Annotated in this window: 17 protein-coding genes and 1 pseudogene; 17 read left to right on the top strand and 1 reads right to left on the bottom strand. The window is 72.1% G+C overall.

Translation table 11 applies throughout. The features are described from left to right. The first annotated feature begins 29 nt into the window (after positions 1–29). The 7 genes and pseudogenes from BMW99_RS30005 (at position 30) to BMW99_RS29975 (ending at position 10,545) form a co-directional block, all read left to right on the top strand. A complete protein-coding gene (locus BMW99_RS30005) occupies positions 30–995 on the top strand; it encodes a 2-hydroxyacid dehydrogenase (protein ID WP_069462943.1) in 966 nt (321 codons plus the stop codon). Between the two features lie 321 nt (positions 996–1,316). Then, positions 1,317–4,191, top strand: a pseudogene (locus BMW99_RS30000) (putative bifunctional diguanylate cyclase/phosphodiesterase). Positions 4,192–4,419: 228 nt separating this feature from the next. Continuing rightward, complete coding sequence (locus tag BMW99_RS29995) at positions 4,420–6,291, top strand: acetolactate synthase large subunit (RefSeq protein WP_069465747.1); 1,872 nt, start codon at positions 4,420–4,422, stop codon at positions 6,289–6,291. A gap of 41 nt (positions 6,292–6,332) precedes the next feature. Further along, positions 6,333–6,860 (top strand): acetolactate synthase small subunit, encoded by a 528-nt coding sequence (gene ilvN / locus BMW99_RS29990; protein ID WP_069465746.1) that lies wholly within the window; start codon positions 6,333–6,335, stop codon positions 6,858–6,860. A gap of 73 nt (positions 6,861–6,933) precedes the next feature. After that, the gene (ilvC, locus tag BMW99_RS29985) at positions 6,934–7,932 is read left to right on the top strand and encodes a ketol-acid reductoisomerase (RefSeq protein WP_069465745.1); all 999 of its coding nucleotides are present in this window, start codon (positions 6,934–6,936) and stop codon (positions 7,930–7,932) included. Positions 7,933–8,247: 315 nt separating this feature from the next. Next, positions 8,248–9,840, top strand: a complete 1,593-nt coding sequence (gene serA, locus BMW99_RS29980; protein WP_069465744.1) for a phosphoglycerate dehydrogenase — start codon at positions 8,248–8,250, stop codon at positions 9,838–9,840. Between the two features lie 117 nt (positions 9,841–9,957). Then, entirely contained in the window at positions 9,958–10,545 is a 588-nt protein-coding gene (locus tag BMW99_RS29975) for a Uma2 family endonuclease (RefSeq protein WP_069465743.1), read from the top strand. A 36-nt stretch (positions 10,546–10,581) separates the two neighbouring features. Here the strand turns inward: BMW99_RS29975 and BMW99_RS29970 are convergent, their stop codons facing one another. Next, complete coding sequence (locus BMW99_RS29970; protein ID WP_107485438.1) at positions 10,582–11,856, bottom strand: PucR family transcriptional regulator; 1,275 nt, start codon at positions 11,854–11,856, stop codon at positions 10,582–10,584. Positions 11,857–11,989: 133 nt separating this feature from the next. Here BMW99_RS29970 and BMW99_RS29965 point away from each other — a divergent pair, with 133 nt between their 5' ends. The 10 genes from BMW99_RS29965 to BMW99_RS29920 form a co-directional block, all read left to right on the top strand. Further along, a complete protein-coding gene (locus BMW99_RS29965; RefSeq protein WP_069467150.1) occupies positions 11,990–12,919 on the top strand; it encodes a proline dehydrogenase family protein in 930 nt (309 codons plus the stop codon). A gap of 26 nt (positions 12,920–12,945) precedes the next feature. After that, positions 12,946–14,577 carry an L-glutamate gamma-semialdehyde dehydrogenase gene (gene pruA, locus BMW99_RS29960; RefSeq protein WP_075017917.1) on the top strand — a complete coding sequence of 544 codons (1,632 nt, stop codon included), beginning with the start codon at positions 12,946–12,948 and terminating at the stop codon, positions 14,575–14,577. Between the two features lie 539 nt (positions 14,578–15,116). Further along, the gene (locus tag BMW99_RS29955) at positions 15,117–16,160 is read left to right on the top strand and encodes a 3-isopropylmalate dehydrogenase (protein ID WP_069467443.1); all 1,044 of its coding nucleotides are present in this window, start codon (positions 15,117–15,119) and stop codon (positions 16,158–16,160) included. A gap of 136 nt (positions 16,161–16,296) precedes the next feature. Beyond that, the gene (locus tag BMW99_RS29950; protein WP_069467442.1) at positions 16,297–17,385 is read left to right on the top strand and encodes a branched-chain amino acid aminotransferase; all 1,089 of its coding nucleotides are present in this window, start codon (positions 16,297–16,299) and stop codon (positions 17,383–17,385) included. Positions 17,386–17,857: 472 nt separating this feature from the next. Then, positions 17,858–19,468, top strand: a complete 1,611-nt coding sequence (cimA, locus tag BMW99_RS29945; protein ID WP_075017916.1) for a citramalate synthase — start codon at positions 17,858–17,860, stop codon at positions 19,466–19,468. 187 nt (positions 19,469–19,655) lie between these two features. Further along, positions 19,656–20,207: a hypothetical protein gene (locus BMW99_RS29940; RefSeq protein ID WP_069462917.1), complete on the top strand. Its 552-nt coding sequence runs from the start codon at positions 19,656–19,658 to the stop codon at positions 20,205–20,207. 150 nt (positions 20,208–20,357) lie between these two features. Then, a complete protein-coding gene (locus tag BMW99_RS29935; RefSeq protein ID WP_069462916.1) occupies positions 20,358–20,876 on the top strand; it encodes a GNAT family N-acetyltransferase in 519 nt (172 codons plus the stop codon). A gap of 66 nt (positions 20,877–20,942) precedes the next feature. Then, positions 20,943–22,028, top strand: coding sequence for an HpcH/HpaI aldolase/citrate lyase family protein (locus BMW99_RS29930; RefSeq protein WP_069462915.1), 1,086 nt, complete (start codon positions 20,943–20,945; stop codon positions 22,026–22,028). After that, the gene (locus BMW99_RS29925) at positions 22,025–22,894 is read left to right on the top strand and encodes an HpcH/HpaI aldolase/citrate lyase family protein (protein ID WP_069462914.1); all 870 of its coding nucleotides are present in this window, start codon (positions 22,025–22,027) and stop codon (positions 22,892–22,894) included. The genes BMW99_RS29930 and BMW99_RS29925 overlap by 4 nt, the downstream gene beginning before the upstream one ends. Positions 22,895–23,072: 178 nt before the next feature. Continuing rightward, positions 23,073–23,753 (top strand): carboxyl transferase domain-containing protein (locus tag BMW99_RS29920; RefSeq protein WP_322900217.1); only part of this gene is annotated, 681 nt, incomplete at its 3' end.

The raw sequence follows: 23,753 nt of genomic DNA, 5'->3' as shown, positions 1-23,753 counted from the left end.
CCCGGGGAAGAAGCCGTAGCCTCCTGACCATGACAGATTCGACCGCGCCCGTCGCCCAGGACCGCCCCCAGGTGTGGCTGTCCCTGCCACCGGAGGAGATCGAGGGGCTGCCCGACGCCTTCTCGTACGTGTTCTGGGACGGTACGTCCGACCGGTTCCCCGCCGACCCCGCCGACGCCGCCTTCTACGTGGTGCCGTACATGAAGGGCCCCACGGCGGGGGCCCGCCCGCTGCCGGGGATGCGCCGCGTCCAGGTGGTCCAGACGCTCAGCGCCGGCGTCGACCACATCGCCCCGCACCTGTCCCAACTCCCGTCCGGCACACGCCTGTGCAACGCCCGCGGGGTGCACGAGGCGAGCACCGCCGAGCTCGCGCTCACGCTGATCCTCGCGTCCCTGCGCGGCGTTCCGCGCTTCGTCCGCGGTCAGGACAACGAGAAGTGGTACGCGGGCTTCTACCCGGCGCTCGCCGACCGCCGCGTCCTGATCGTCGGGTACGGCTCGATCGGCGCGGCGGTGGAGGACCGGCTGGCGGCCTTCGAGTGCGAGGTGACCCGGGTCGCCCGCTCCGCGCGGACCTCCCCGCGCGGACCCGTGCACGCGCTGGACGACCTGCCGGGCCTGCTGCCCGCCGCGGACGTGGTGGTGCTGACCACGCCGCTGACCGAGCAGACCCGCGGGCTGGTCAACGCCCCCTTCCTGGCGGCGATGAAGGACGGCGCGCTGCTGGTGAACGTCGCGCGCGGTCCCGTCGTCGACACCAAGGCGCTGCTCGCCGAGGCCGAGTCCGGGCGGCTCACCGCGGCACTCGATGTCACCGACCCCGAGCCGCTGCCGGCCGGCCACCCGCTGTGGCACGCGCCCGGCGTGCTGATCAGCCCGCACGTGGGCGGCAGCACGTCGGCGTTCCTGCCGCGCGCCAAGCGTCTGGTCGTCGCCCAGCTGCGGCGGTTCGCGGCCGGGGAGCCGCTGGAGAACGTCGTCGCGGTCAGCTGAGCGGCCGGCCCGGGACCCGTTCCCGGCCACCGCCGGACCCCAGGTCGGAGCACCCTGAGGCACCGGGTGACTGCGGGCGGTTGCCACCAACTCCCTTGTGATTACGCTGAGTAGAGAAGCCCTATCCCTGAGTGACGAATCTGGTGTATCGTCCCGATCGGGGGACGAGCCGCAGCCCGGACACCGGCGGGAGGCGGGGAGTGGACGGACAGACCAGTGACACGAGCAAGGGGGGCGACGGGCGATGCAGAACGGAACGAACGATCCGGGTACGCGGGCCCAGCGCACCGAAGCCACCACCACCCGACATCGGACCGCACCGTGAGCGCCACCAGCGCGGCGGTGCTCCCACCCGTGCGCCCCGCGAGCCGCGGCGGGCTCCTGCCGCAACTGCTCCTCGCGGTGCTCTGCGGCGGCTACACCGCCGGCGCCGCCCTCGGCTGGGGCTCCAGCGAAGTCGCCCTGGTCATGGGCGACTTCGGGCTGTCGGCGGCCTCCGTGACGGCCACCGTGTCCGCGCTGCTGTACGCCCGCAGGACGCGGGGACCGCACCGCCCCGCCTGGGTCCTGTTCGCGATCTCCTCCGCCATGCTCGCCTCCGGAAACGCCGTGTGGGGCTGGTACGAGGTGGTGCTGCGCGAACCCGTGCCGCGCACCTCCGCCGCCGACTTCTGCTTCCTGCTGTTCGCGCCGCCCGCCGTGATCGGCCTGCTGGTGCTCGCCAAGCGCCCGGTGACGCGGGCCGGCTGGGTGTGCCTGGCCCTGGACACGTGGCTGATCGGCGGCTCGCTGCTCACCCTGTCCTGGAGCCTGGCGCTGGCCCGCGCCGCGCAGCTCGACGGCCCCAGCACCGCCCGCCTCGCGCTCTCGCTGGCCTACCCGCTGCTGGACATCGTGCTGGTGAGCATGGTGCTGGCGCTGCACTTCCGGCGCTCGGCCGCCAACCGCGCCGCGGTGAACACCGCGATCGCGGCCCTGGCCCTGACCGTGCTGTGCGACGGACTGTTCACCTCGCCGCTGCTGCGCGCCCACTACCGCTCCGGGCAGGTGCTCGACGCCGGCTGGTTCGCCGGCGCGCTGCTGATGGCGTACGCGCCCTGGGTCGGCAGCCGCCTGCAGCACGCCGTGCCGCGCCGCCCGGCCGGCGCCACCCGCAAGGCCACCGGCTCGTTCACCGCCCTCACCCCGTACCTGGCCGCGACCGTCTGCACCCTGGGCATCCTCTACAACGTCATCACCGGCCAGAAGTGCGACCGGGTCGTGCTCTTCACCGGCTGCACCGTGGTCATGGCGCTGGTGGTCCGGCAGGGCATCATGCTGCTGGACAACATCTCCCTCACCCAGGAACTGGCCCAGAAGGAGAGCCACTTCAGGTCCCTGGTGCAGGGGTCCAGCGACGTCATCATGATCGCCGCCCCCAGCGGCGTGCTCCGCTACGTCTCGCCCGCCGCCAAGGGCGTCTACGGGCGCGACCCGGAGGAACTCGTCGGCACCGAGCTGGCCGCGCACATCCACCCCGCCGACCTCGGGCGGGTCGTGCACGAGGTGCGCCGCTTCCTGGCCGCGCCGCCCGGGGAGGAGCCCGCCACCCGCATCGAGTGCCGGATCCGCTCCGGTCACGCGCGCGACGGACACGAGGGCTGGCTGCACGTGGAGTCCAGCGTCAACCGCTTCCAGGGCGGCCTGATCTTCAACAGCCGCGACGTCACCGAACGCGTCGCGCTCCAGGCCCAGTTGCAGCACAACGCCTCGCACGACCCGCTCACCGACCTGCCCAACCGGGCGCTGTTCACCGAACGCCTCGGCAACGCCCTGGGCGGCCGGCGGGCCGCCGACGGCCGCGCCGCCGTGCTCTACGTCGACCTCGACGGCTTCAAGGCGGTCAACGACACCGCGGGCCACCAGGCCGGCGACGACCTGCTCACCCAGGCCGCGCGCCGGCTGCGGGAGGCGCTGCGCTCCGGCGACACCGCCGCCCGGCTCGGCGGCGACGAGTTCGCGGTGCTGATCAGCGGCTCCGGCGCCCGCCACGAGGAGTTCCGCGAGCAGCAGGTCCGCGAGATCGCCGACCGGCTGCGCAGCGCCCTGTCCCGGCCGTACCGCGTCGAGGGCGGCGAGGTGCGGGTCGGCGCGAGCATCGGCATCGCGCTCGCCCGCTCCGGCGACACCCCCGGCGAGCTGATGCGCAACGCGGACCTGGCGATGTACCGCGCCAAGCAGGCCGGCAAGGGCCGGGTGGAGCTGTACGCCCCGCAGTTGCAGGCCGACGTGGTGCGCCGCACGGAGCTGGCCGGACGCCTCCGCAAGGCGCTGCACGAAGGGGAGATGACCCTGCTGCACCAGCCGGTGGTGGAGCTGGCGGGCGGCCGGATCGCCGGCGTCGAGGCGCACCCGCGATGGCGCTCGGCGGCCGGGTTCCCCAGCACGCCGGCCGACTTCCTGCACGGCGCGGACGCGCCGGCCGGCGCGGGGGAGCGCAGCCTGGAACCGGCCCGGTGGCTGCTGGAGCAGGCCGTGGAGCAGGCCGCGCGGCGGTACGACGCCGGCCACCGCGTCCCGGTCACGGTACGGCTGTCCACCCGGCGGCTGTTCCACCGCGAGCTGCCGGCCGGCACCGTCGAGTCGCTGCTCGACCGGCACGAGCTGCCCCCCCGGCGCCCTGGTCCTGGAGCTGGCCGGCGGCGACCCGCACATCCCGCACGACGAGCTGGGCCGCCGGCTGTCCGGGCTGCGCAGGCGCGGGGTGCGGATCGCGCTCGGCGGCTTCGGCCGCGGACACGGCGCGCTCGCGGTGCTGCGCGCCCTGCCGGTCGACGTGCTCAAGCTGGACCGCTGCTTCGTGGAGGGCGTCGCGGAGCAGGGCCGCCAGCACGCGGTCACCCGCGGGCTGCTGCGGATCGCCCAGGACCTGGGCATCCGCACCGTCGCGGCGGGGGTGGACCGGCCCGAGCAGGTGCACGCACTGCGCGACCTGGGCTGCGCTCAGGGCGTCGGCATGGCCTTCGCCGGACCGCTGGACGAGCGGCGCCTGCGCGGCTCGCTCGCCCGCGGCGTCTACCCCGTGCCCGCGGCCGTCCAGGGGCCCGTCCCGGCCCCCGTCCCGGCCGGGGAGACCGCCCGTGAGCAGGTCGGTTCCTGCGGTCCGCCACCCCGGCCACGGCGTTCACATGATGAGACGCCCGTCCCACCCGCTTGACACCCCAGGGGGGACCGGAGGAAGGTCAGGGCCATGCGCACCCGAATTCTCGTACTTGGAAAGCGCGTCGGCTGACCGAGGCTCACACCGCCTCGCACCCCACCGGCGCGCTCCCCTCGCTTGCCTCACGGCACGAGGGGTTTTTTGTTGCCCGGGCCGGTCTCGGGCAGTGGAATTCCTCCTCATCCCACCACCCTCAGCCCTCATCTTCGAGAGAAGAGAACGCAGATGACCGAGCAGGCCACCGGGTCCCACCATCCGCAGCCGCGGACCCGCAGTGCGGCATCCACCGCCCCCGCCGAGCGCATGACGGGCGCGCAGTCCCTCATCCGCTCCCTCGAGGCCGTCGGCGCCGACACGGTGTTCGGCATCCCCGGTGGTGCGATCCTGCCGGCGTACGACCCCCTGATGGACTCCTCGAAGGTGCGTCACGTGCTCGTCCGGCACGAGCAGGGCGCGGGCCACGCCGCCACCGGCTACGCGCAGGCCACCGGCCGGGTCGGGGTGTGCATGGCGACCTCGGGTCCCGGCGCCACCAACCTGGTCACGCCGATCGCCGACGCGCACATGGACTCGGTGCCGATCGTCGCGATCACCGGGCAGGTCGCCTCCAAGTCCATCGGCACGGACGCCTTCCAGGAGGCGGACATCTGCGGCATCACCATGCCGATCACCAAGCACAACTTCCTCGTCACCGACGCCGACGAGATCCCGCGGACCATCGCCGAGGCGTTCCACATCGCGTCCACCGGCCGCCCCGGCCCGGTCCTGGTCGACATCGCCAAGGACGCGCTGCAGAACGAGACCACCTTCACCTGGCCGCCGCAGCAGGACCTGCCCGGCTACCGCCCGGTGACCAAGCCGCACGCCAAGCAGATCCGCGAGGCCGCCCGGCTGATCAACGAGTCCCGCCGGCCCGTCCTCTACGTCGGCGGCGGTGTCCTCAAGGCCGGCGCCACCGCCGAGCTGCGCATCCTCGCCGAGCTGACCGGCGCGCCCGTCACCACCACGCTGATGGCGCTCGGCGCGTTCCCGGACAGCCACCCGCAGCACGTCGGCATGCCCGGCATGCACGGCGACGTCTCGGCGGTCACCGCCCTGCAGAAGGCCGACCTGATCGTGGCGCTCGGCGCCCGCTTCGACGACCGCGTCACCGGACGGCTGGACACCTTCGCGCCGCACGCCAAGATCGTGCACGCCGACATCGACCCGGCCGAGATCTCCAAGAACCGCGTCGCGGACGTGCCGATCGTCGGCGACGCCCGCGAGGTGCTCGCCGACCTGATCGTGGCGGTCCAGGCCGACCACGACGCCGGCCACAAGGGCGACTACTCCGAGTGGTGGGAGCACCTGAACTTCTGGCGGAACACCTACCCGCTGGGCTACGAGGTGCCCGCCGACGGCAGCCTGTCGCCGCAGCAGGTCATCGAGCGCATCGGCCAACTCGCGCCCGAGGGCACGCTGTTCGCCGCCGGCGTCGGCCAGCACCAGATGTGGGCCGCGCAGTTCATCAAGTACGAGAAGCCCGGCACCTGGTTCAACTCCGGCGGCGCCGGGACCATGGGCTACGCGGTGCCCGCCGCGATGGGCGCCAAGGCCGGCCGGCCCGAGGCCACGGTCTGGGCCGTGGACGGCGACGGCTGCTTCCAGATGACCAACCAGGAACTGGTCACCTGCGCGCTGAACAACATCCCGATCAAGGTCGCCATCATCAACAACGGCGCCCTGGGCATGGTCCGCCAGTGGCAGAACCTCTTCTACGGCGAGCGGTTCTCCAACACCGTGCTGCACGACGGCGCCGAGGGCGTCCCCGGCTCCACCCGCGGCGTCGGCTCCATCCAGAACCGCGGCACGCGGGTCCCGGACTTCGTCAAGCTCTCCGAGGCGATGGGCTGCGTCGGCCTGCGCTGCGAGTCCCCGGAGGACCTGGACAAGGTCATCGCCGAGGCCAATGCCATCAACGACCGCCCGGTCGTCGTGGACTTCATCGTGCACGAGGACGCGATGGTGTGGCCGATGGTCGCCGCCGGCACCTCCAACGACGAGATCATGGCCGCCCGCGACGTCCGTCCGGACTTCAGCGACGGACTGGACGACTGAACGCCACCGGGAACAGCAGAGACCTGAAGGAAGACCACGCCATGTCCAAGCACACGCTGTCCGTCCTGGTGGAGAACAAGCCCGGCGTCCTGGCCCGGATCACCGCGCTCTTCTCCCGCCGCGGCTTCAACATCGACTCGCTCGCGGTCGGCACGACCGAGCACCCCGACATCTCGCGCATCACCATCGTGGTGAACGTCGTCGACGAACTCCCGCTCGAGCAGGTCACCAAGCAGCTCAACAAGCTGGTCAACGTGCTGAAGATCGTCGAGCTGGACGCCGCCGCCGCGGTCGCCCGCGAGCTGGTGCTGGTGAAGGTGCGCGCCGACAACGAGTCCCGCTCGCAGGTCGTCGAGATCGTCCAGCTGTTCCGCGCCAAGACCGTGGACGTCTCCCCGGAGGCCGTCACCATCGAGGCCACCGGCAGCGCCGACAAGCTGGAGGCGATGCTCAAGATGCTGGAGCCGTTCGGCATCAAGGAGCTGGTCCAGTCCGGCACCATCGCCATCGGCCGCGGCGCGCGTTCGATCACCGACCGGTCGCTGCGCGCCCTGGAACGATCCGCATAGCGAGACCCCCGACCCCCCTCCCGCCCACCGGTCTACGGTGGGCCGTACAACCCGAACCAAGGAGAGACCCGAAGTGGCCGAGCTGTTCTACGACGACGACGCCGACCTGTCCATCATCCAGGGCCGCAAGGTCGCGGTCATCGGCTACGGCAGCCAGGGCCACGCCCACGCGCTGTCGCTGCGCGACTCGGGCGTCGACGTGCGCGTCGGTCTGCACGAGGGCTCCAAGTCCAAGGCGCAGGCCGAGGAGCAGGGCCTGCGCGTGGTGACGGTCGCCGAGGCCGCCGCCGAGGCCGACGTCATCATGATCCTGGTGCCGGACCCGATCCAGGCCCGGGTCTACGAGGAGTCCGTCAAGGACAACCTCAAGGACGGGGACGCCCTGTTCTTCGGCCACGGCCTCAACATCCGGTACGGCTTCATCAAGCCCCCGGCCGGCGTGGACGTGTGCATGGTCGCCCCCAAGGGCCCCGGCCACCTGGTGCGCCGCCAGTACGAGGAGGGCCGCGGCGTGCCGTGCATCGCGGCCGTCGAGCAGGACGCGACCGGCAAGGCGTTCGCGCTGACGCTGTCCTACGCCAAGGGCATCGGCGGCACCCGCGCCGGCGTCATCAAGACCACCTTCACCGAGGAGACCGAGACCGACCTCTTCGGCGAGCAGGCGGTGCTGTGCGGAGGCACCTCCGCGCTGGTCAAGGCGGGCTTCGAGACGCTGGTCGAGGCCGGCTACCAGCCCGAGATCGCGTACTTCGAGTGCCTGCACGAGCTCAAGCTCATCGTGGACCTGATGTACGAGGGCGGCCTGGAGAAGATGCGCTGGTCGGTCTCCGAGACCGCCGAGTGGGGCGACTACGTCACCGGCCCGCGGATCATCACCGACCAGACCAAGGCCGAGATGAAGAAGGTCCTCGGCGAGATCCAGGACGGCAGCTTCGCCAAGAACTGGATCGCGGAGTACAACGCCGGCCTGCCGAAGTACAACGAGTACAAGAAGGCCGACGAGAACCACCTGCTGGAGACCACCGGCAAGAAGCTCCGCAAGCTGATGAGCTGGGTGGACGAGGAGGCGTAAGCACCCTCGCGGGTCCGCCCGCGAACCCCGCGACGCGCTCGGTTGCGTCGCTTCGACCGCCGCCCCGGCGGCACCCTGACCACGATGCGGTACGGGGTTTGTACGAAGCGACGCAACCCTTGCGGGTGATCCTTCCATTTCGGCGAAGGCCGTCGGAGCACCCCGTCGATACACTCCCTTAACAAGCGCGTCAGGCTCACAGCGTCGTGTGTCTTCCGCGGCATGCCACAACCCCGCCTGGTGGGCTCTGCCCACCCCGCCTCCCTGGAGCGGTCGCACGGGACCGGCCGCCCACGAAGGACAAGTGAGGACCACGTGAGCCAGAAGCCTGTCGTACTCATCGCAGAAGAGCTGTCGCCGGCCACGGTCGACGCGCTCGGACCGGACTTCGACATCCGGCACTGCAACGGGGCGGACCGCGCCGAACTGCTGCCCGCGATCGCCGACGTGGACGCCATCCTGATCCGCAGCGCCACCAAGGTGGACGCCGAGGCCATCGCCGCCGCCCGCAAACTGCGCGTGGTGGCCCGCGCCGGTGTCGGCCTGGACAACGTCGACGTGGCCGCCGCCACCAAGGCCGGCGTGATGGTCGTCAACGCGCCGACGTCCAACATCGTCACCGCCGCCGAGCTGGCCTGCGGCCTGCTCATCGCCACCGCCCGCAACATCGCGCCCGCCAACGCGGCGCTGAAGGCGGGGGAGTGGAAGCGCAACAAGTACACCGGCGTGGAGCTGAGCGAGAAGACCCTCGGCGTGGTCGGCCTGGGCCGGATCGGCGTGCTGGTCGCCCAGCGCATGGCCACGTTCGGCATGAAGGTCGTGGCCTACGACCCCTATGTGCAGCCCGCCAAGGCCGCGCAGATGGGCGTCAAGCTCCTCACCCTCGACGAGCTGCTGGAGACGTCGGACTTCATCACCGTCCACCTGCCCAAGACCCCCGAGACGCTCGGCCTGATCGGCGACGAGGCGCTGCACAAGGTCAAGCCGTCGGTGCGGATCGTCAACGCGGCCCGCGGCGGGATCGTCGACGAGGAGGCGCTGGCCTCCGCGCTGAAGGAGGGCCGGGTCGCCGGCGCGGGCCTGGACGTATACGCCAAGGAGCCCTGCACCGACTCGCCGCTCTTCCAGTTCGACAACGTGGTGGCCACCCCGCACCTGGGCGCCTCCACCGACGAGGCGCAGGAGAAGGCCGGCATCGCGGTCGCGAAGTCGGTGCGGCTCGCGCTCGCCGGCGAGCTGGTGCCGGACGCGGTCAACGTCCAGGGCGGCGTGATCGCCGAGGACGTCAAGCCGGCGCTGCCGCTCGCCGAGAAGCTCGGCCGGATCTTCACCGCGCTGGCCGGTGAGGTCGCCGCCCGGCTCGACGTCGAGGTCTGCGGCGAGATCACCCAGCACGACGTCAAGATCCTCGAACTCAGCGCGCTCAAGGGCGTGTTCGAGGACGTGGTGGCGGAGACCGTGTCGTACGTCAACGCACCGCTGTTCGCGCAGGAGCGCGGTGTCGAGGTGCGCCTGACGACCAGCAGCGAGTCGCCCAACCACCGCAACCTGGTCACCGTGCGCGGCACCCTGGCCGACGGCAGCGACGTCTCGGTGTCCGGCACGCTCGCCGGTCCCAAGCACCTGCAGAAGATCGTCGCGGTCGGCGACGAGGACGTCGACCTGACGCTCGCCGACCACATGGCCTTCATGCGCTACACCGACCGTCCCGGCGTGGTCGGCACCATCGGCCGCATCCTGGGCGAGGTCGACGTCAACATCGCCGGCATGCAGGTGGCCCGCGCGGCCGCCGGCGGCGAGGCGCTGGTCGCCCTCACCGTCGACACGACGATCCCGGCCGGCGTCCTCGCCGACATCGCCGACGAGATCGGCGCCACCTCGGCCCGCGCCGTCAACCTGGTGGACTGACCCGGCACCTCGGTTTCGTCAACACAGCGCCGCCATTCACTCGTAGGGATGGCGGCGCTGTCGTTTCCCGGCACCACTCTGACCACGGCGGACAGAATTCCGCCCATGGGAGGAATCATGACTGCCGAACGGCTTCCGGCCTGGGTATTCCCGCCCCCGGGCGGCTTCACGGCGGACGACCTGGACCGCATCCCCGATCTCCCGCCGCACAGCGAGCTGATCGACGGGAGCCTCGTCTTCGTGGGTCCGCAGAAGAGTTTCCACACGCTGGCGATGTTCCTCCTCGAAGTGGGACTGCGATCACAGTCGCCCGGCCATCTCCGGGTGCGGCGCGAGATGACGGTCGTGGTGGACAGGAACAGCCGGCCGGAGCCCGACCTCGTGGTGATCCGGCAGGAAGCGGTACCCGCGACGGGACATGCGGAGACCGCCTACCAGGCCGAGGACGTGGTGCTCGCCGTCGAAGTCGTCTCGCCGGAGTCGGCCGCCCGCGACCGCAAGCGCAAGCCGCTCCTCTACGCCGGAGCCGGGATCCCGCACTTCTGGCTCGTGGAGCGCACGGACAGCGGCCGGCCCGCGATCCACACCTACGAACTCGACCGGGTGGGGGAGAAGTACGAGCTGACGGGCATCCATCACGACCACCTCAAGCTCTCCGCCCCCTTCACCCTCGACATCGACCTCACCGAGATCGACGCCATGTAGCGGGCGCGTTCCGCGGTCACCCCGAAGGCCGTCCGGCTACAGCCGGGCGGCCTTCAGTGCCATGTGGAGCAGCAGCCGGGAGCGGCCGTCGGCGAGGTCGAGGCCGGTGAGCTGCTCGATGCGCGACAGGCGGTAGTAGAGGGTCTGGCGGTGGATGGCCAGAGCGGCGGCGGTGCGGGCCGCCTGGCCCGCGTGGTCGAGGTAGACCTCGGCGGTGTGCGCCAGGTCGCGGTGGTCGGGGGCGAGCAGGGGAGCGACCGCGGAGTCCGGCGGGGCGCCCGGGGGGAGCGCGGTGAGCAGCCGGTACGCGCCGAGGTCGGCCCAGGAGGCGACCGGTCCCAGCTCGGGCTGTGCCTCGGCCGCGCGGGCCGCGTCCAGCGCCTCCCGCCACGCGTCCGGCAGCTCGTCGAGTCGCTCCCTGCCGTCGCTCAGCCCGGCCACCGCGGGGGAGAGCGTCTCCAGCAGGCGCAGTGCCGCGGCCCGCGCGGGCGTGGCCAGTTGCGGGGAGCGCAGTCGCACCAGCAGCGCCACCGGCTCCGGCCGTCCGGCCGCCGGGACGGGTGTGCCGGGCGCCGCCGGAACGTGCCGGTACGCGCCGGACGGCGCCCACGGCACGGAGGCGATCGCGGCGGCGCCCGGCACCGCGCGCAGCCCCGGCAGCTCCACCGGCTCCGCCACCGCGCCACCCGCGGCCCCCGGGACGTTCACGGCGCCCAGGACGCAGACCAGCGCGTGCGGCGTGGCGGGCGAGGCGTCGGCGGACGCGCCGAGCGCGGTACCCAGCGCGTCCTCCGCCTCGTCGCGCGCCGCGCGGGTCCCCGCCGTGAGCAGCGAGCGCAGCGCCTGGCCGGCCGCCGAGCCGGTGGTGGCCGCGGCCGCCAGCCGCGCGCCGATCCGGGCGGCGACGGCCATCGCCGCGGCCAGTTGCGCCTCGGTGTGCTCGGCCTCGTCGAGCAGCCACACGTAGCCGTACACGACGCCCCCGTGCCGGACCGGCAGGCACAGCCGCCCGCGGAACACCCCGGCGGAGGGGGCGGCGGGGATGCGCACCGGGCCGGTGGCGCGGGCGATGCCGAACCGCTCGAACCACGAGCGGACCTCCACGGTCGAGCGCCGGGTGAGGATCGAGCGGGTGCGCACCGGGTCCATGGCCGCGTCGTCGTCACTGTCGTGGACGCCGAACGCGATCAGCCGGAAGTCCCGGTCCTCCAGCGTCGCGGGCGCGCCGAGCAGCGCCGACACCTCGTCGACAAGCTCCTGGAAATCCCCGTACTCACCGGCCACCCGCCCATTGTCCCGCACCGCGCTCATACATCTGTATGAGGGACCGCACCCGGATGCGTGACAGCTGTCGATGGTCCACGGGGTAGCCGGTACCTAGATTCACGGTGACGGCGCGCGTCCGCCGCACGTCAGCAGAATCCGTTTGCCCGAAGGAGCCACCGTGCTCGGTCCCGTGTTGCTCGCCGCCTCGCGCAGCGACCGTATGCGCCGCGTCGTCGCCGCCGCACCCGTCACCCGTCCCGTGGTGAAGCGCTTCATCGCCGGCGACGAGCTGGACCCCGCCATGGACACCGTCCGCGGCCTGACCGCCGGCGGTCTCGAGGTCACGCTCGACCACCTCGGCGAGGACGTCACCGACCGGGCCACCGCCCAGGCCACCCGCGACGCCTACCTGCGCCTGCTGGAGACGCTGCGCAAGGACGATCTGGGCCCGCGGGCCGAGGTCTCGGTCAAGCTCTCCGCGTTCGGCCAGTCGCTGCCCGACGGCGGCCACGACATCGCCCTGGCCAACGTCCGCGAGGTCGCCGAGCTGGCCACCGAGATCGGCACCACGGTGACCCTGGACATGGAGGACCACACCACGGTCGACTCCACGCTGGCGATCCTGCACGAGCTGCGCCGCGCGCACCCGCAGACCGGCGCGGTGCTGCAGTCCTACCTGTTCAGGACCGAGGACGACGCCCGCGCGCTGGCCGTCGCCGGCTCCCGCGTGCGGCTCGTCAAGGGCGCCTACAAGGAGCCCGCCGACGTCGCCCTGCAGGACAAGAAGGACGTCGACCGCGCCTACGTGCGCGCGCTGCGGATCCTCTTCGAGGGCGAGGGCTACCCGATGGTCGGCTCGCACGACCCGCGGATGATCGCCATCGCCCAGGACCTGGCCGCCCGCAACCACCGCGTCGCCGGCTCGTACGAGTTCCAGATGCTCTACGGCATCCGGACCGCCGAGCAGCGGCGCCTGGCGGACGAGGGCGAGCGGATGCGCATCTACGTGCCCTACGGCGCAGACTGGTACGGCTACTTCATGCGCCGCCTGGCGGAGCGACCGGCCAACCTCGCCTTCTTCCTCCGCTCCTTCCTCCCCGCCCGCTGACCCGAATCCCACGAGGAGAACGCTCCATGGACGCTGTGACCCAGGTCCCCGCGCCGGTCAACGAGCCGGTGCACGGCTACGCCCCCGGCAGCCCGGAACGCACCCGGCTGGAGGCCAAGCTCAAGGAGCTGGCCGGCAACCCGGTCGACCTGCCGATGTTCGTCGGCGGTGAGGAGCGGATGGGCGGCGGCGAGCGGTTCGACGTCGTGCAGCCGCACAACCACGGCGCGCGCCTCGGCACCTTCGCCAACGCCACCACCGGCGACGCGCAGGACGCGATCGACGCCGCGCTGGCCGCCGCGCCGGCCTGGCGCGCGATGTCCTTCGACGACCGCGCCGCGATCATCCTGCGGGCCGCCGAGCTGCTGGCCGGCCCCTGGCGCGAGACCATCGCCGCCTCCACGATGCTCGGCCAGGGCAAGACCGCGCAGCAGGCGGAGATCGACAGCCCCTGCGAGCTCGTCGACTTCTGGCGCTTCAACGTGCACTTCGCCCGGCAGATCCTCGCCGAGCAGCCGGTCGCCAACGCGCCCGGCGTGTGGAACCGGCTCGACCACCGCCCGCTCGAGGGCTTCGTCTACGCCATCACGCCGTTCAACTTCACCGCGATCGCCGGCAACCTGCCGACCGCGCCCGCGCTGATGGGCAACGTCGTGGTGTGGAAGCCGTCGCCGACGCAGACGCACTCGGCCGTGCTGCTGATGCGCCTGCTGAAGGAGGCCGGCCTCCCGGACGGCGTCATCAACCTCGTCACCGGCGACGGCCTGGCCGTCTCCGAGGTGGCGCTGCAGCACCCGGACCTGGCCGGCATCCACTTCACCGGCTCCACCCGCACCTTCCAGCACCTGTGGCGCACGGTCGGCGAGAACATCGAGCGCTACCGCTCGTACCCGCGGATCGTCGGCGAGACCGGCGGCAAGGACTTCGTCGTCGCCCACCCGTCGGCCGACCCGGCGGTGCTCAAGACGGCGCTGACCCGCGGCGCCTACGAGTACCAGGGCCAGAAGTGCTCGGCCACCTCCCGCGCCTACATCCCGCGCTCGATCTGGGACGCCGGCTTCAAGGAGGACTTCGCGGCCGAGGTCGACGGCCTCACCATGGGCGACGTCACCGACCTCACCAACTTCATCGGCGCCGTCATCGACGACCGCGCCTTCGCGAAGAACAAGGCCGCCATCGACCGCGCCAAGGCCGACCCGACCGTCGAGGTCGTGGCCGGCGGCACGTACGACGACTCGGTCGGCTGGTTCGTCCGCCCGACGGTCCTGGCTTCCACCGACCCGGAGAACGAGATCTTCCGCGAGGAGTACTTCGGCCCGGTCCTGGGCGTGTACGTCTACGAGGACGACGACTTCGAGGCGATGCTCACGCAGATGGAGTCGGTGTCCTCGTACGGGCTGACCGGCTCGGTCATCGCCCGGGACCGCGCTGCCGCGGCCCACGTGATGGAGCGGCTGCGGTTCGCGGCCGGCAACTTCTACATCAACGACAAGTCGACCGGTGCGGTCGTCGGTCAGCAGCCGTTCGGCGGCGGCCGGGCGTCCGGCACCAACGACAAGGCCGGCGCCGCGCAGAACCTGCTGCGCTGGACGTCGACCCGGTCGATCAAGGAGACCCTGGTGCCGCCGACCGACTACCGGTACCCGCACCAGGGCTGATCCCCGGCCGCCCCGGCCAGCCCGGCCCGCCCCCGAACCGCCGCCCCCGCCCCCGGTCCCCATCCGGTCGCGGGGGCGGTTTCCATTGCCGCTCCAGCCGTTCCGGACCGCCGCTCCGTCTCAGATAGTAGGAAGTCCGAGTAATTGTGGAGACAGGACGAAGCTGCTGGCCTAGCGTTGTGGGTAAGCCGAACGTCCCGCTCGATCGAGCGAGTGGCGGATGCGAGCACGGCGCCCTTCCGGCGGGTCACCCCCCGCGGCGCCGGCCCACCGCCCGCGTTCCATGGCACTCCCATCTCCTCCGATTTCCAGTGGAGTTGATCCCCATGGACGAGACCGCCCGCCAGAACGCCCTGCGCGCCCTGCAGCGCTCGATGGACCGCCGTGACAACGGCGGCAGCACCGGCCACGAGCGCGGCTGACCACCGGCCCGCCGCTCCGGCCGCCCCCGGCCCCCCGTACGGCCCCGTCGGTCGCACCTTTCGTCCGGCATGCGGACGGCGTGTGTCACGGGATGGGACGCGGAGTAGGGTGCGGGCATGTCTCGCACCCTCAGCCTCGCAGTCATCCCCGGCGACGGAATCGGGCCCGAAGTCGTCACCGAAGGCCTCAAGGTCCTGTCCTCCGTACTCCCGCAGGACGTGAAGCTGGAGACGAAGGACTACGACTTCGGCGCCAAGCGGTACCACGCCACCGGCCAGACCCTCACCGACGACGACCTCGAGCAGCTGACGGCGCACGACGCGATCCTGCTCGGCGCCATCGGTGACCCGTCGGTGCCGTCCGGCGTGCTGGAGCGCGGCTTCCTGCTGAAGCTCCGCTTCGCCTTCGACCACCACGTCAACCTGCGCCCGAGCAAGCTGTACCCGGGCGTGGGCACGCCGCTGGCCGGCAGCCCGGAGATCGACTTCGTGGTGGTCCGCGAGGGCACCGAGGGCCCGTACACCGGCAACGGCGGCACCATCAGGACCGGCACCCCGCACGAGGTCGCCACCGAGGTCAGCCTCAACACCGCGTACGGCATCGAGCGCGTGGTGCGTGACGCCTACGAGCGTGCGCAGGCCCGCCCGCGCAAGAAGCTCACCCTGGTCCACAAGAACAACGTCCTGGTGCACGCCGGCCGGCTGTGGACCCGGATCTTCGAGGCCGTCGGCGCGGAGTACCCCGACGTCACCACGGACTACCTGCACGTGGACGCGGCCACGATCTTCCTCACCACGCAGCCCGAGCGCTTCGACGTGATCGTCACCGACAACCTGTTCGGCGACATCATCACCGACCTCGCCGCGGCCGTGTCCGGCGGCATCGGCGTGGCGGCCAGCGGCAACATCAACCCCGGCCGCACGTTCCCCTCGATGTTCGAGCCGGTGCACGGCTCCGCGCCGGACATCGCCGGCCAGTCCAAGGCCGACCCGACCGCGACCGTGCTCTCCGTCGCCCTGCTCCTGCGGCACCTCGGCTACGAGGCCGAGGCCGCCAGGATCGAGGCCGCCGTCCAGGCCGACCTCGCCGAGCGTGCCGGCCGTCCGGCCCGGTCCACGGTGGAGATCGGGGACGCGCTGGCGGCCCGGGTCTCGGCCTGACCCGGCTGAACCGCGCCCAGAGGTAGGTACCCGGCCCCGCCGCTGCGATAATCGGTGGCGGGGCCGCGGTACGGCGCGAAACTTGGACGTCCTAGCATCCGGGACGGCAGAGCGGAAGACGGTGAAGGAACCACACATGACGACGCCCACGATCGAGCTCAAGCCCTCGTCGCACCCACTGGCCGACGCCGAGCGCGAAGCGATCCTCGCCAGCCCCGGCTTCGGACGCCACTTCACCGACCACATGGTCACCATCCGGTGGACCGAGGGCCGTGGCTGGCACGACGCGGAGCTCGTCCCGTACGCGCCGCTGTCCATCGACCCGGCCAACATGACGCTGCACTACGCGCAGACGATCTTCGAGGGCCTCAAGGCGTACCGCCAGCCCGACGGCAGCGTCGCCACCTTCCGGCCCGAGGCCAACGCCGAGCGCTTCCAGGCGTCCGCCCGCCGGCTGGCGATGCCCGAACTGCCCGTCGAGACCTTCATCGCCGCGTGCGACGCGCTGGTGCGGCAGGACAAGGCGTGGGTGCCGAGCCAGGGTGAGGCGTCGCTGTACCTGCGGCCGTTCATGTTCGCCTCCGAGGTCGGCCTTGGCGTCCGCCCCGCCAACGAGTACCTCTTCCTCGTCATCGCCTCCCCGGCCGGCGCCTACTTCTCCGGCGGCGTCAAGCCGGTCTCCGTCTGGCTGTCCGAGGAGTACGTGCGCGCCGCGCCCGGCGGCACCGGCGCGGCCAAGACCGGCGGCAACTACGCCGCGTCCCTCGTCGCCCAGGCCCAGGCCATCGAGCACGGCTGCGACCAGGTCGTGTGGCTCGACGCGATCGAGCGCTGCTGGATCGAGGAGATGGGCGGCATGAACCTGTACTTCGTGTACGGGGACCGCATCGTCACCCCCGAGCTGTCCGGCTCGCTGCTGCCGGGCATCACCCGCGACTCGCTGCTCAACATCGCCGCGGACCTCGGCTACGAGGTGAGCGAGGGCCGGATCAGCGTCGAGGACTGGAAGCGGGGCAACGAGGACGGCACGCTCACCGAGGTGTTCGCGTGCGGCACCGCCGCGGTGATCACTCCCGTGGGGTCGGTGAAGTCCACCCGTGCGGACTGGTCCGTCGCGGACGGGCAGCCCGGCGAGGTCACCATGCGGTTGCGCTCCGCGCTCCTCGACATCCAGACCGGCCGTTCCGCTGACGCGCACACCTGGATGCACCCCCTGGGCGTCTGACGACGCCCCTCTCCCAGCGGTTCGCCCTCCCCGGGCAGCGGTTCGCCCTGCGCGGGAGGGGCTGCCCCGGAGGGTTGCCGTTCGCCCGCACAGGGCGACCCCCCCCGCCAGGACGGCGAGCCCCTGCCCCGGCGGGGGGTGACCGAGGGGCGGGCGGGGGGGACCGGATGGTGAGACGGGTGCGGCGCGAGCGGAGCGGTGTGGCAGACTGCGAACGTGTCCTCGCCCGCCATGATTATTGGCCGCAGGCACGCCGGTCCGCAGTGACGCCCCACTGACCCCAGTGAAGCGTCACCGTGTCCCAGACCCGCGTGCAGACCTCTCGCATCCGCGAGAGGTTTTTTCGTTTCCCGGCCCATCCGCGCCGGAGGCGAATTCGCACGGGAGAGCTGGGGGCAAGTGGAGTCGGAACCTCCGGGTGGGTTCAGGCCGCCCGGGGGACACCCATCCACCTGACAGGAGTGAGACGGCTATGACCACGGAACTCGACGACGGCTTCCACGTCTTCGACACCACGCTGCGCGACGGCGCCCAGCGTGAGGGGATCAACCTCACCGTCGCGGACAAGCTGACGATCGCGCGGCACCTGGACGACTTCGGGGTGGGCTTCATCGAGGGCGGCTGGCCCGGCGCCAACCCGCGCGACACCGAGTTCTTCGCCCGGGCCCGCGGCGAGCTCAAGCTGCGCAACTCCGTCCTGGTCGCGTTCGGCGCCACCCGCCGGGCGAACGCCTCGGCCGCCGAGGACCCGCAGGTCAACGCGCTGCTGGAGTCCGGCGCCCCGGTCATCACACTGGTCGCCAAGTCGCACGACCGGCACGTGGAGCTGGCCCTGCGCACCACGCTCGAGGAGAACCTGGAGATGGTCAGGGACACCGTCTCCTACCTCGTCGCCCAGGGCCGCCGGGTCTTCGTGGACTGCGAGCACTTCTTCGACGGCTACCGGGCCGACGCCGCCTACGCCACCGACGTCGTCCGCGCCGCGCACGAGGCCGGGGCCTCGGTCGTCGTGCTGTGCGACACCAACGGCGGCATGCTGCCCGCCCAGGTGCAGGCCGTCACCGGGCTGGTGCTCGCCGACACCGGCGCCCGCCTGGGCATCCACGCCCAGGACGACTCCGGCTGCGCGGTCGCCAACACCCTGGCCGCGGTGGACGCCGGGGCCACCCACGTGCAGTGCACCGCCAACGGCTACGGCGAGCGGGTCGGCAACGCCAACCTCTTCCCGGTCGTGGCCGCGCTGGAGCTCAAGCACGGCCGCCGGGTGCTGCCCGACGGCGCGCTCGGCGAGATGACGCGGATCTCGCACGCCATCGCCGAGGTCGTCAACCTGCCGCCGTCCACCCACCAGCCGTACGTCGGCGTGTCCGCGTTCGCGCACAAGGCCGGGCTGCACGCCTCGGCCATCAAGATCGACCCGGACCTGTACCAGCACATCGACCCCGAACTGGTCGGCAACACCATGCGGATGCTGGTCTCCGACATGGCCGGGCGCGCGTCCATCGAGCTCAAGGGCCGGGAACTGGGCATCGACCTCGGTGGCGACCGCGCGCTGGTGCAGCGCGTCGTCGACCGGGTCAAGGAGCGTGAGCTGCAGGGCTACACCTACGAGGCCGCGGACGCCTCGTTCGCGCTGCTGATGCGCGGTGAGGTCGAGCAGGCCGGCGGACGCACCCCGCGCCGCTTCTTCCGCACCGAGTCCTGGCGCGCCATCATCGAGGACCGCCCCGACGGCATCCACGCCAACGAGGCGACGGTCAAGGTGTGGGCCAAGGGGGAGCGGATCGTCGCCACCGCCGAGGGCAACGGCCCGGTCAACGCGCTCGACCGCGCGCTGCGGGTGGGCCTGGAGCGGATCTACCCGCAACTGGCCGGCTTCGCCCTCGTCGACTACAAGGTCCGCATCCTGGAAGGCCGTTCGGGCACCGACTCCACCACGCGGGTGCTGATCACCACCACCGACGGCAGCGGTGAGTGGTCCACGGTGGGCGTAGCGGACAACGTCATCGCCGCGTCCTGGCAGGCCCTGGACGACGCCTACGCCTACGGCCTGCTGCGGGCCGGCCTCGAACCCCAGGAGTGACGGCGCGGTAGTGCCGGGGTGACCCGGGGCGATCACGGCGGGCCCGTCCGGCGACCAGGACCGGGCCCGCACGGAGATCCGGGCCGAACCCTGGCGGACGCGCGTAGAGCTCGGGCAGACTCCTCCTGCGCCACCTGCACATCCCCCATCCCAGGCGGCAACGCCCGCCTCCGCAGGAGGAGATCGCATGAGCAGCACCACCCTGGTCGTCCCGTCCCCCGCGCGTCCGCGCACCCGTCTGCGGGCGGTGGTCACCGCCCTGACGCTCCTGCTCACCGTGCTCTTCGCGCCCGGCGTCGGGCTCGCCTCGAGCCACGACGCGTTCGCGGTCACCAAGCTGACGCAGGCGCAGGCCGAGAGCATGTTCCGTGCGGCCGGCATCACCTGGTCGTCGTCCGGCGGCTGCACCAACCGCAACAACTCCACGTGCACGTCCTTCGACGGCCTCAACCAGGCCACCGCGCAGGGCGCCGTGACCCTCAAGCACGCCAGCGGCTGCGCGATCAACATCACCGGCGGCACCGAGGTCGGCCACGCCAGCGGCACGTACTCGCACTACAACGGCTACAAGCTCGACATGAGCAAGTACACCTGTCTCAACAACTACGTGCACAACGTGTTCGCGTACGCCGGGCTGCGCGGCGACGGCTACCCCATGTGGGACTCCGCCGCCGGGAACGTCTACACCGACGAGGGCAGCCACTGGGACGTCCTCTACTACAACTGCGGCGGCTGCTGACCCCGGCGGAGCCGAGCGCACCCGAAGCACACCGCGCGGCACCGCAGCCGCGGTACCGCGCCTCCGGGCCCGCGCTCCGGGCCCTCGCCACCCGTCCGGCCGGCGGAAAACCGTTCGGCCGGGCGGGTGGTGTCCTCGTAGGGTGCCGGGGTGACCGACACCTCCCGTGAGAACGCCCCCGCCGGCTCCCGCCCCGCGCCGCTGGTACGCCCCGCCCAGCCGGCCGACGCGGCCGCCATCGCTCAGGTCCACATCAGGTCGCGCGAGGCGACCATGCCCTACCTGCCGCCGCGCAAGCGCAGCGACGCCGAGGTGGAGTCCTGGGTGCGGGACGTCGTGCTGCCCGGCAGCGCCGTCTGGGTGGCCGAGGCCGACGGCGCCGTGGTCGGCTACGCCGCCGTCGAGGGCGACGAACTCGACGCCCTCTACCTGCTGGCCGAGCACCGCAGGCACGGCATCGGCAGCCTCCTGCTGGCCGCCGCCAAGGCCCACCGGCCGGACGGGCTCGGCCTGTTCGTGTTCCAGAAGAACACCGACGCGCGCGCGTTCTACGTCCGCCACGGCTTCACCGTCACGGCGGAGACCGACGGCTCCGGCAACATGGAGCGCGAACCCGATCTCGCGATGCGCTGGTCACCGGTGACGAACGGCACACGTACTGTCGGGTAACCGGCGAGGGCCGCTCCCCGTAGGGTGGCGCCACACCCTCACCCCGACCGACAACCGGGAGATCGCATGCGCTCGGCGAAGGACTTCTTCCGCCCGCTGGCCGTGGGGGCTCCGGCCCCCGTGCGGGAGGTGCCGTTCCGGCCCTCACGGATGATCCACTTCTTCGACCCCGGCAACGAGAAGATGGCGGCCAAGGTGCCGTCCCTCGCGCCGCAGGTGGACGTCCTGCTCGGCAACCTGGAGGACGCCGTCCCCGCCGACCGCAAGGAGGCGGCCCGCGCCGGGCTGGTGAAGACCGCGCGGGACGTGGACTTCGGCGACACCCAGCTGTGGACGCGGATCAACAGCCTCGACTCGCCCTGGGCGCTGGACGACCTGCTCACCCTCGTGCCCGAGATCGGCGGCAAGCTCGACGTCGTCATGGTGCCCAAGGTCGAGGGCGCGCAGGACATCCACTACGTGGACCGGCTGCTCGCCCAGCTGGAGGCCAAGGCCGGACTCACCCGGCCGATCCTCGTGCACGCCATCCTGGAGACCGCCGCCGGTGTGGCCGCCGTCGAGGAGATCGCCGGCGCCAGCCCCCGGATGCAGGGCATCTCGCTCGGCCCGGCCGACCTGGCCGCCAGCCGCCGGATGAAGACCACCCGGGTCGGCGGCGGCCACCCCGACTACCTGGTGCGCGCCGATCCGCCCGCCTCCGGCGGGGGAGCCGCCGGCGACGGGCCGCGGCCGACGTTCCAGCAGGACCTGTGGCACTACACGATCGCGCGGATGGTCGACGCCTGCGCGGCGCACGGCATCCTGCCCTACTACGGGCCGTTCGGGGACATCCAGGACACCACCGCGTGCGAGGACCAGTTCCGCAACGCGTTCCTGCTCGGCTGCGTGGGCGCCTGGTCGCTGCACCCGGTGCAGATCGGCATCGCCAAGCGCGTGTTCTCCCCGTCGCCGCAGGACGTCGCCTGGGCCCGCCGGGTCATCGCGGCCATGGGAGACGGCACCGGCGCGGTGATGATCGACGGCAAGATGCAGGACGACGCCACCTACAAGCAGTGCCTGGTCGTCGCCGACCTCGCGGACGCGCTCGCCGCCCGCGACCCCGAGCTCGCCGCGGCCTACGCGGCCGCCACCGCAGGGGAGGAGGCCCGATGAGCGGCGAGCCGCGCCCGCGCCGTTCGGTGCTCTACATGCCCGGCGCCAACGAGCGCGCCCTGGAGAAGGCCAAGACCCTCCCCACCGACGCGCTGATCCTCGACCTGGAGGACTCCGTCGCCCCGGACGCCAAGGCCGAGGCCCGCGGCCGGGTCGCGGCCGCCGCGGCCGGCGGCGAGTACGGCCACCGCGAGGTGACCATCCGGGTCAACGCGCCCGGCACCCCCTGGCACGCCGACGACCTGCGGGCCGCCGCCGAGGCGGGCCCGGACGCGGTCGTCGTGCCCAAGGTCGACTCCCCGGACACCGTCCGCGCCGTCGAGGCCGCGCTGGAGGCGGCCGGTGCCCCCGACCGCACCGCCATCTGGGCCATGATCGAGACCCCGGTCGCGATGTTCGACGCCCGCGCCATCGCCGGTGCCTCCGAGCGTCTCACCGTGCTCGTCATGGGCACCAACGACCTGGCCAAGGAGCTCCACGCGGAGCACGTCCCGGGCCGGGCCCCGCTGCTCACCGGACTGTCCATGGCGCTGCTCGCGGCCCGGGCCACCGGGCGGGTCATCTTGGACGGTGTCTACAACGACGTGAAGGACACGGCGGGCTTCGAGGAGGAGACCCTCCAAGGCCGCAGGATGGGATTCGACGGCAAGACGCTGATCCACCCCGGGCAACTGGAGCCCTGCAACCGGATCTACGCACCCGCCCAGGCCGACGTCGAGCGGTCCCGGCGGATCATCGCCGCGTTCGAAGAGGCCACGTCACAGGGGCGCGGGGTGGTCACGGTGGACGGCAGGATGATCGAGAACCTGCACGTCGAGGAGGCGCGCCGGGTGCTCGCGCTGGCCGAGGCGGTGGCCGGGCGCTGACCCGGACGGCCGGGCCCGGGTCCGCGGGACCGGCCGGCGAACCCGATCGCGGGCCCCCGCCTCCTCCGGGCCGGGGCCCGCGGTCGTGCGCGTCTGTCGGGTTCCACCATGAAGAGCGGACGGACACTGTACAGAGTCGATGGCCCGAAACCGGGCCTCCCGCTCGTACTGTCGTTGCATGACCACATCGCAAGAGGTGCCCGCCACGGCGAACGACGCCCGGGGGCGCGTGGCCGAACTCCATGCGATTCGCGAGGAGGTCTGGCGCGGGCCGAGCGAGAAGGCGACCGAGGCGCAGCGGGCCAAGGGCAAGCTGACGGCGCGGGAGCGGATCGATCTGCTGCTGGACGAGGGTTCCTTCCGTGAGGTGGAGCCGTTGCGGCGGCATCGTGCGAGCGGGTTCGGGCTGGAGGCGAAGCGTCCGTACACCGATGGTGTGATCACCGGGTGGGGTACGGTCCACGGCCGGACGGTGTTCGTGTACGCGCACGACTTCCGGATCTTCGGGGGTGCGTTGGGCGAGGCCCATGCCACGAAGATCCACAAGATCATGGACATGGCCATCTCGGCCGGTGCTCCGCTGGTGTCGCTGAACGACGGTGCGGGTGCGCGGATCCAGGAGGGTGTGTCGGCGCTGGCCGGCTACGGCGGGATCTTTCAGCGCAATACGCGGGCTTCGGGTGTCATCCCGCAGATCTCGGTGATGCTGGGTCCGTGTGCGGGTGGTGCGGCCTACAGTCCGGCGCTGACGGACTTCGTGTTCATGGTCCGTGAGACCTCGCAGATGTTCATCACCGGGCCGGATGTCGTGAAGGCCGTGACGGGTGAGGACATCACGCAGAACGGTCTGGGCGGTGCG

Origin of the sequence: Actinacidiphila rubida, assembly GCF_900110255.1 — a bacterium.
Lineage (GTDB): Bacteria > Actinomycetota > Actinomycetes > Streptomycetales > Streptomycetaceae > Actinacidiphila > Actinacidiphila rubida.
The sequence above is the reverse complement of the archived record's forward strand: the minus strand, read 5'-3'. Positions and strand labels throughout refer to the sequence as shown.

Coding starts and splice junctions, on each gene's coding strand:
- BMW99_RS30005 (WP_069462943.1), top strand. CDS start 30: ATGACAGATTCGACCGCGCCCGTCGCCCAGGACCGCCCCCAGGTGTGG.
- BMW99_RS29995 (WP_069465747.1), top strand. CDS start 4,420: ATGACCGAGCAGGCCACCGGGTCCCACCATCCGCAGCCGCGGACCCGC.
- ilvN (WP_069465746.1), top strand. CDS start 6,333: ATGTCCAAGCACACGCTGTCCGTCCTGGTGGAGAACAAGCCCGGCGTC.
- BMW99_RS29975 (WP_069465743.1), top strand. CDS start 9,958: ATGACTGCCGAACGGCTTCCGGCCTGGGTATTCCCGCCCCCGGGCGGC.
- BMW99_RS29970 (WP_107485438.1), bottom strand. CDS start 11,856: ATGAGCGCGGTGCGGGACAATGGGCGGGTGGCCGGTGAGTACGGGGAT.
- pruA (WP_075017917.1), top strand. CDS start 12,946: ATGGACGCTGTGACCCAGGTCCCCGCGCCGGTCAACGAGCCGGTGCAC.
- BMW99_RS29955 (WP_069467443.1), top strand. CDS start 15,117: ATGTCTCGCACCCTCAGCCTCGCAGTCATCCCCGGCGACGGAATCGGG.
- BMW99_RS29950 (WP_069467442.1), top strand. CDS start 16,297: ATGACGACGCCCACGATCGAGCTCAAGCCCTCGTCGCACCCACTGGCC.
- cimA (WP_075017916.1), top strand. CDS start 17,858: ATGACCACGGAACTCGACGACGGCTTCCACGTCTTCGACACCACGCTG.
- BMW99_RS29940 (WP_069462917.1), top strand. CDS start 19,656: ATGAGCAGCACCACCCTGGTCGTCCCGTCCCCCGCGCGTCCGCGCACC.
- BMW99_RS29930 (WP_069462915.1), top strand. CDS start 20,943: ATGCGCTCGGCGAAGGACTTCTTCCGCCCGCTGGCCGTGGGGGCTCCG.
- BMW99_RS29925 (WP_069462914.1), top strand. CDS start 22,025: ATGAGCGGCGAGCCGCGCCCGCGCCGTTCGGTGCTCTACATGCCCGGC.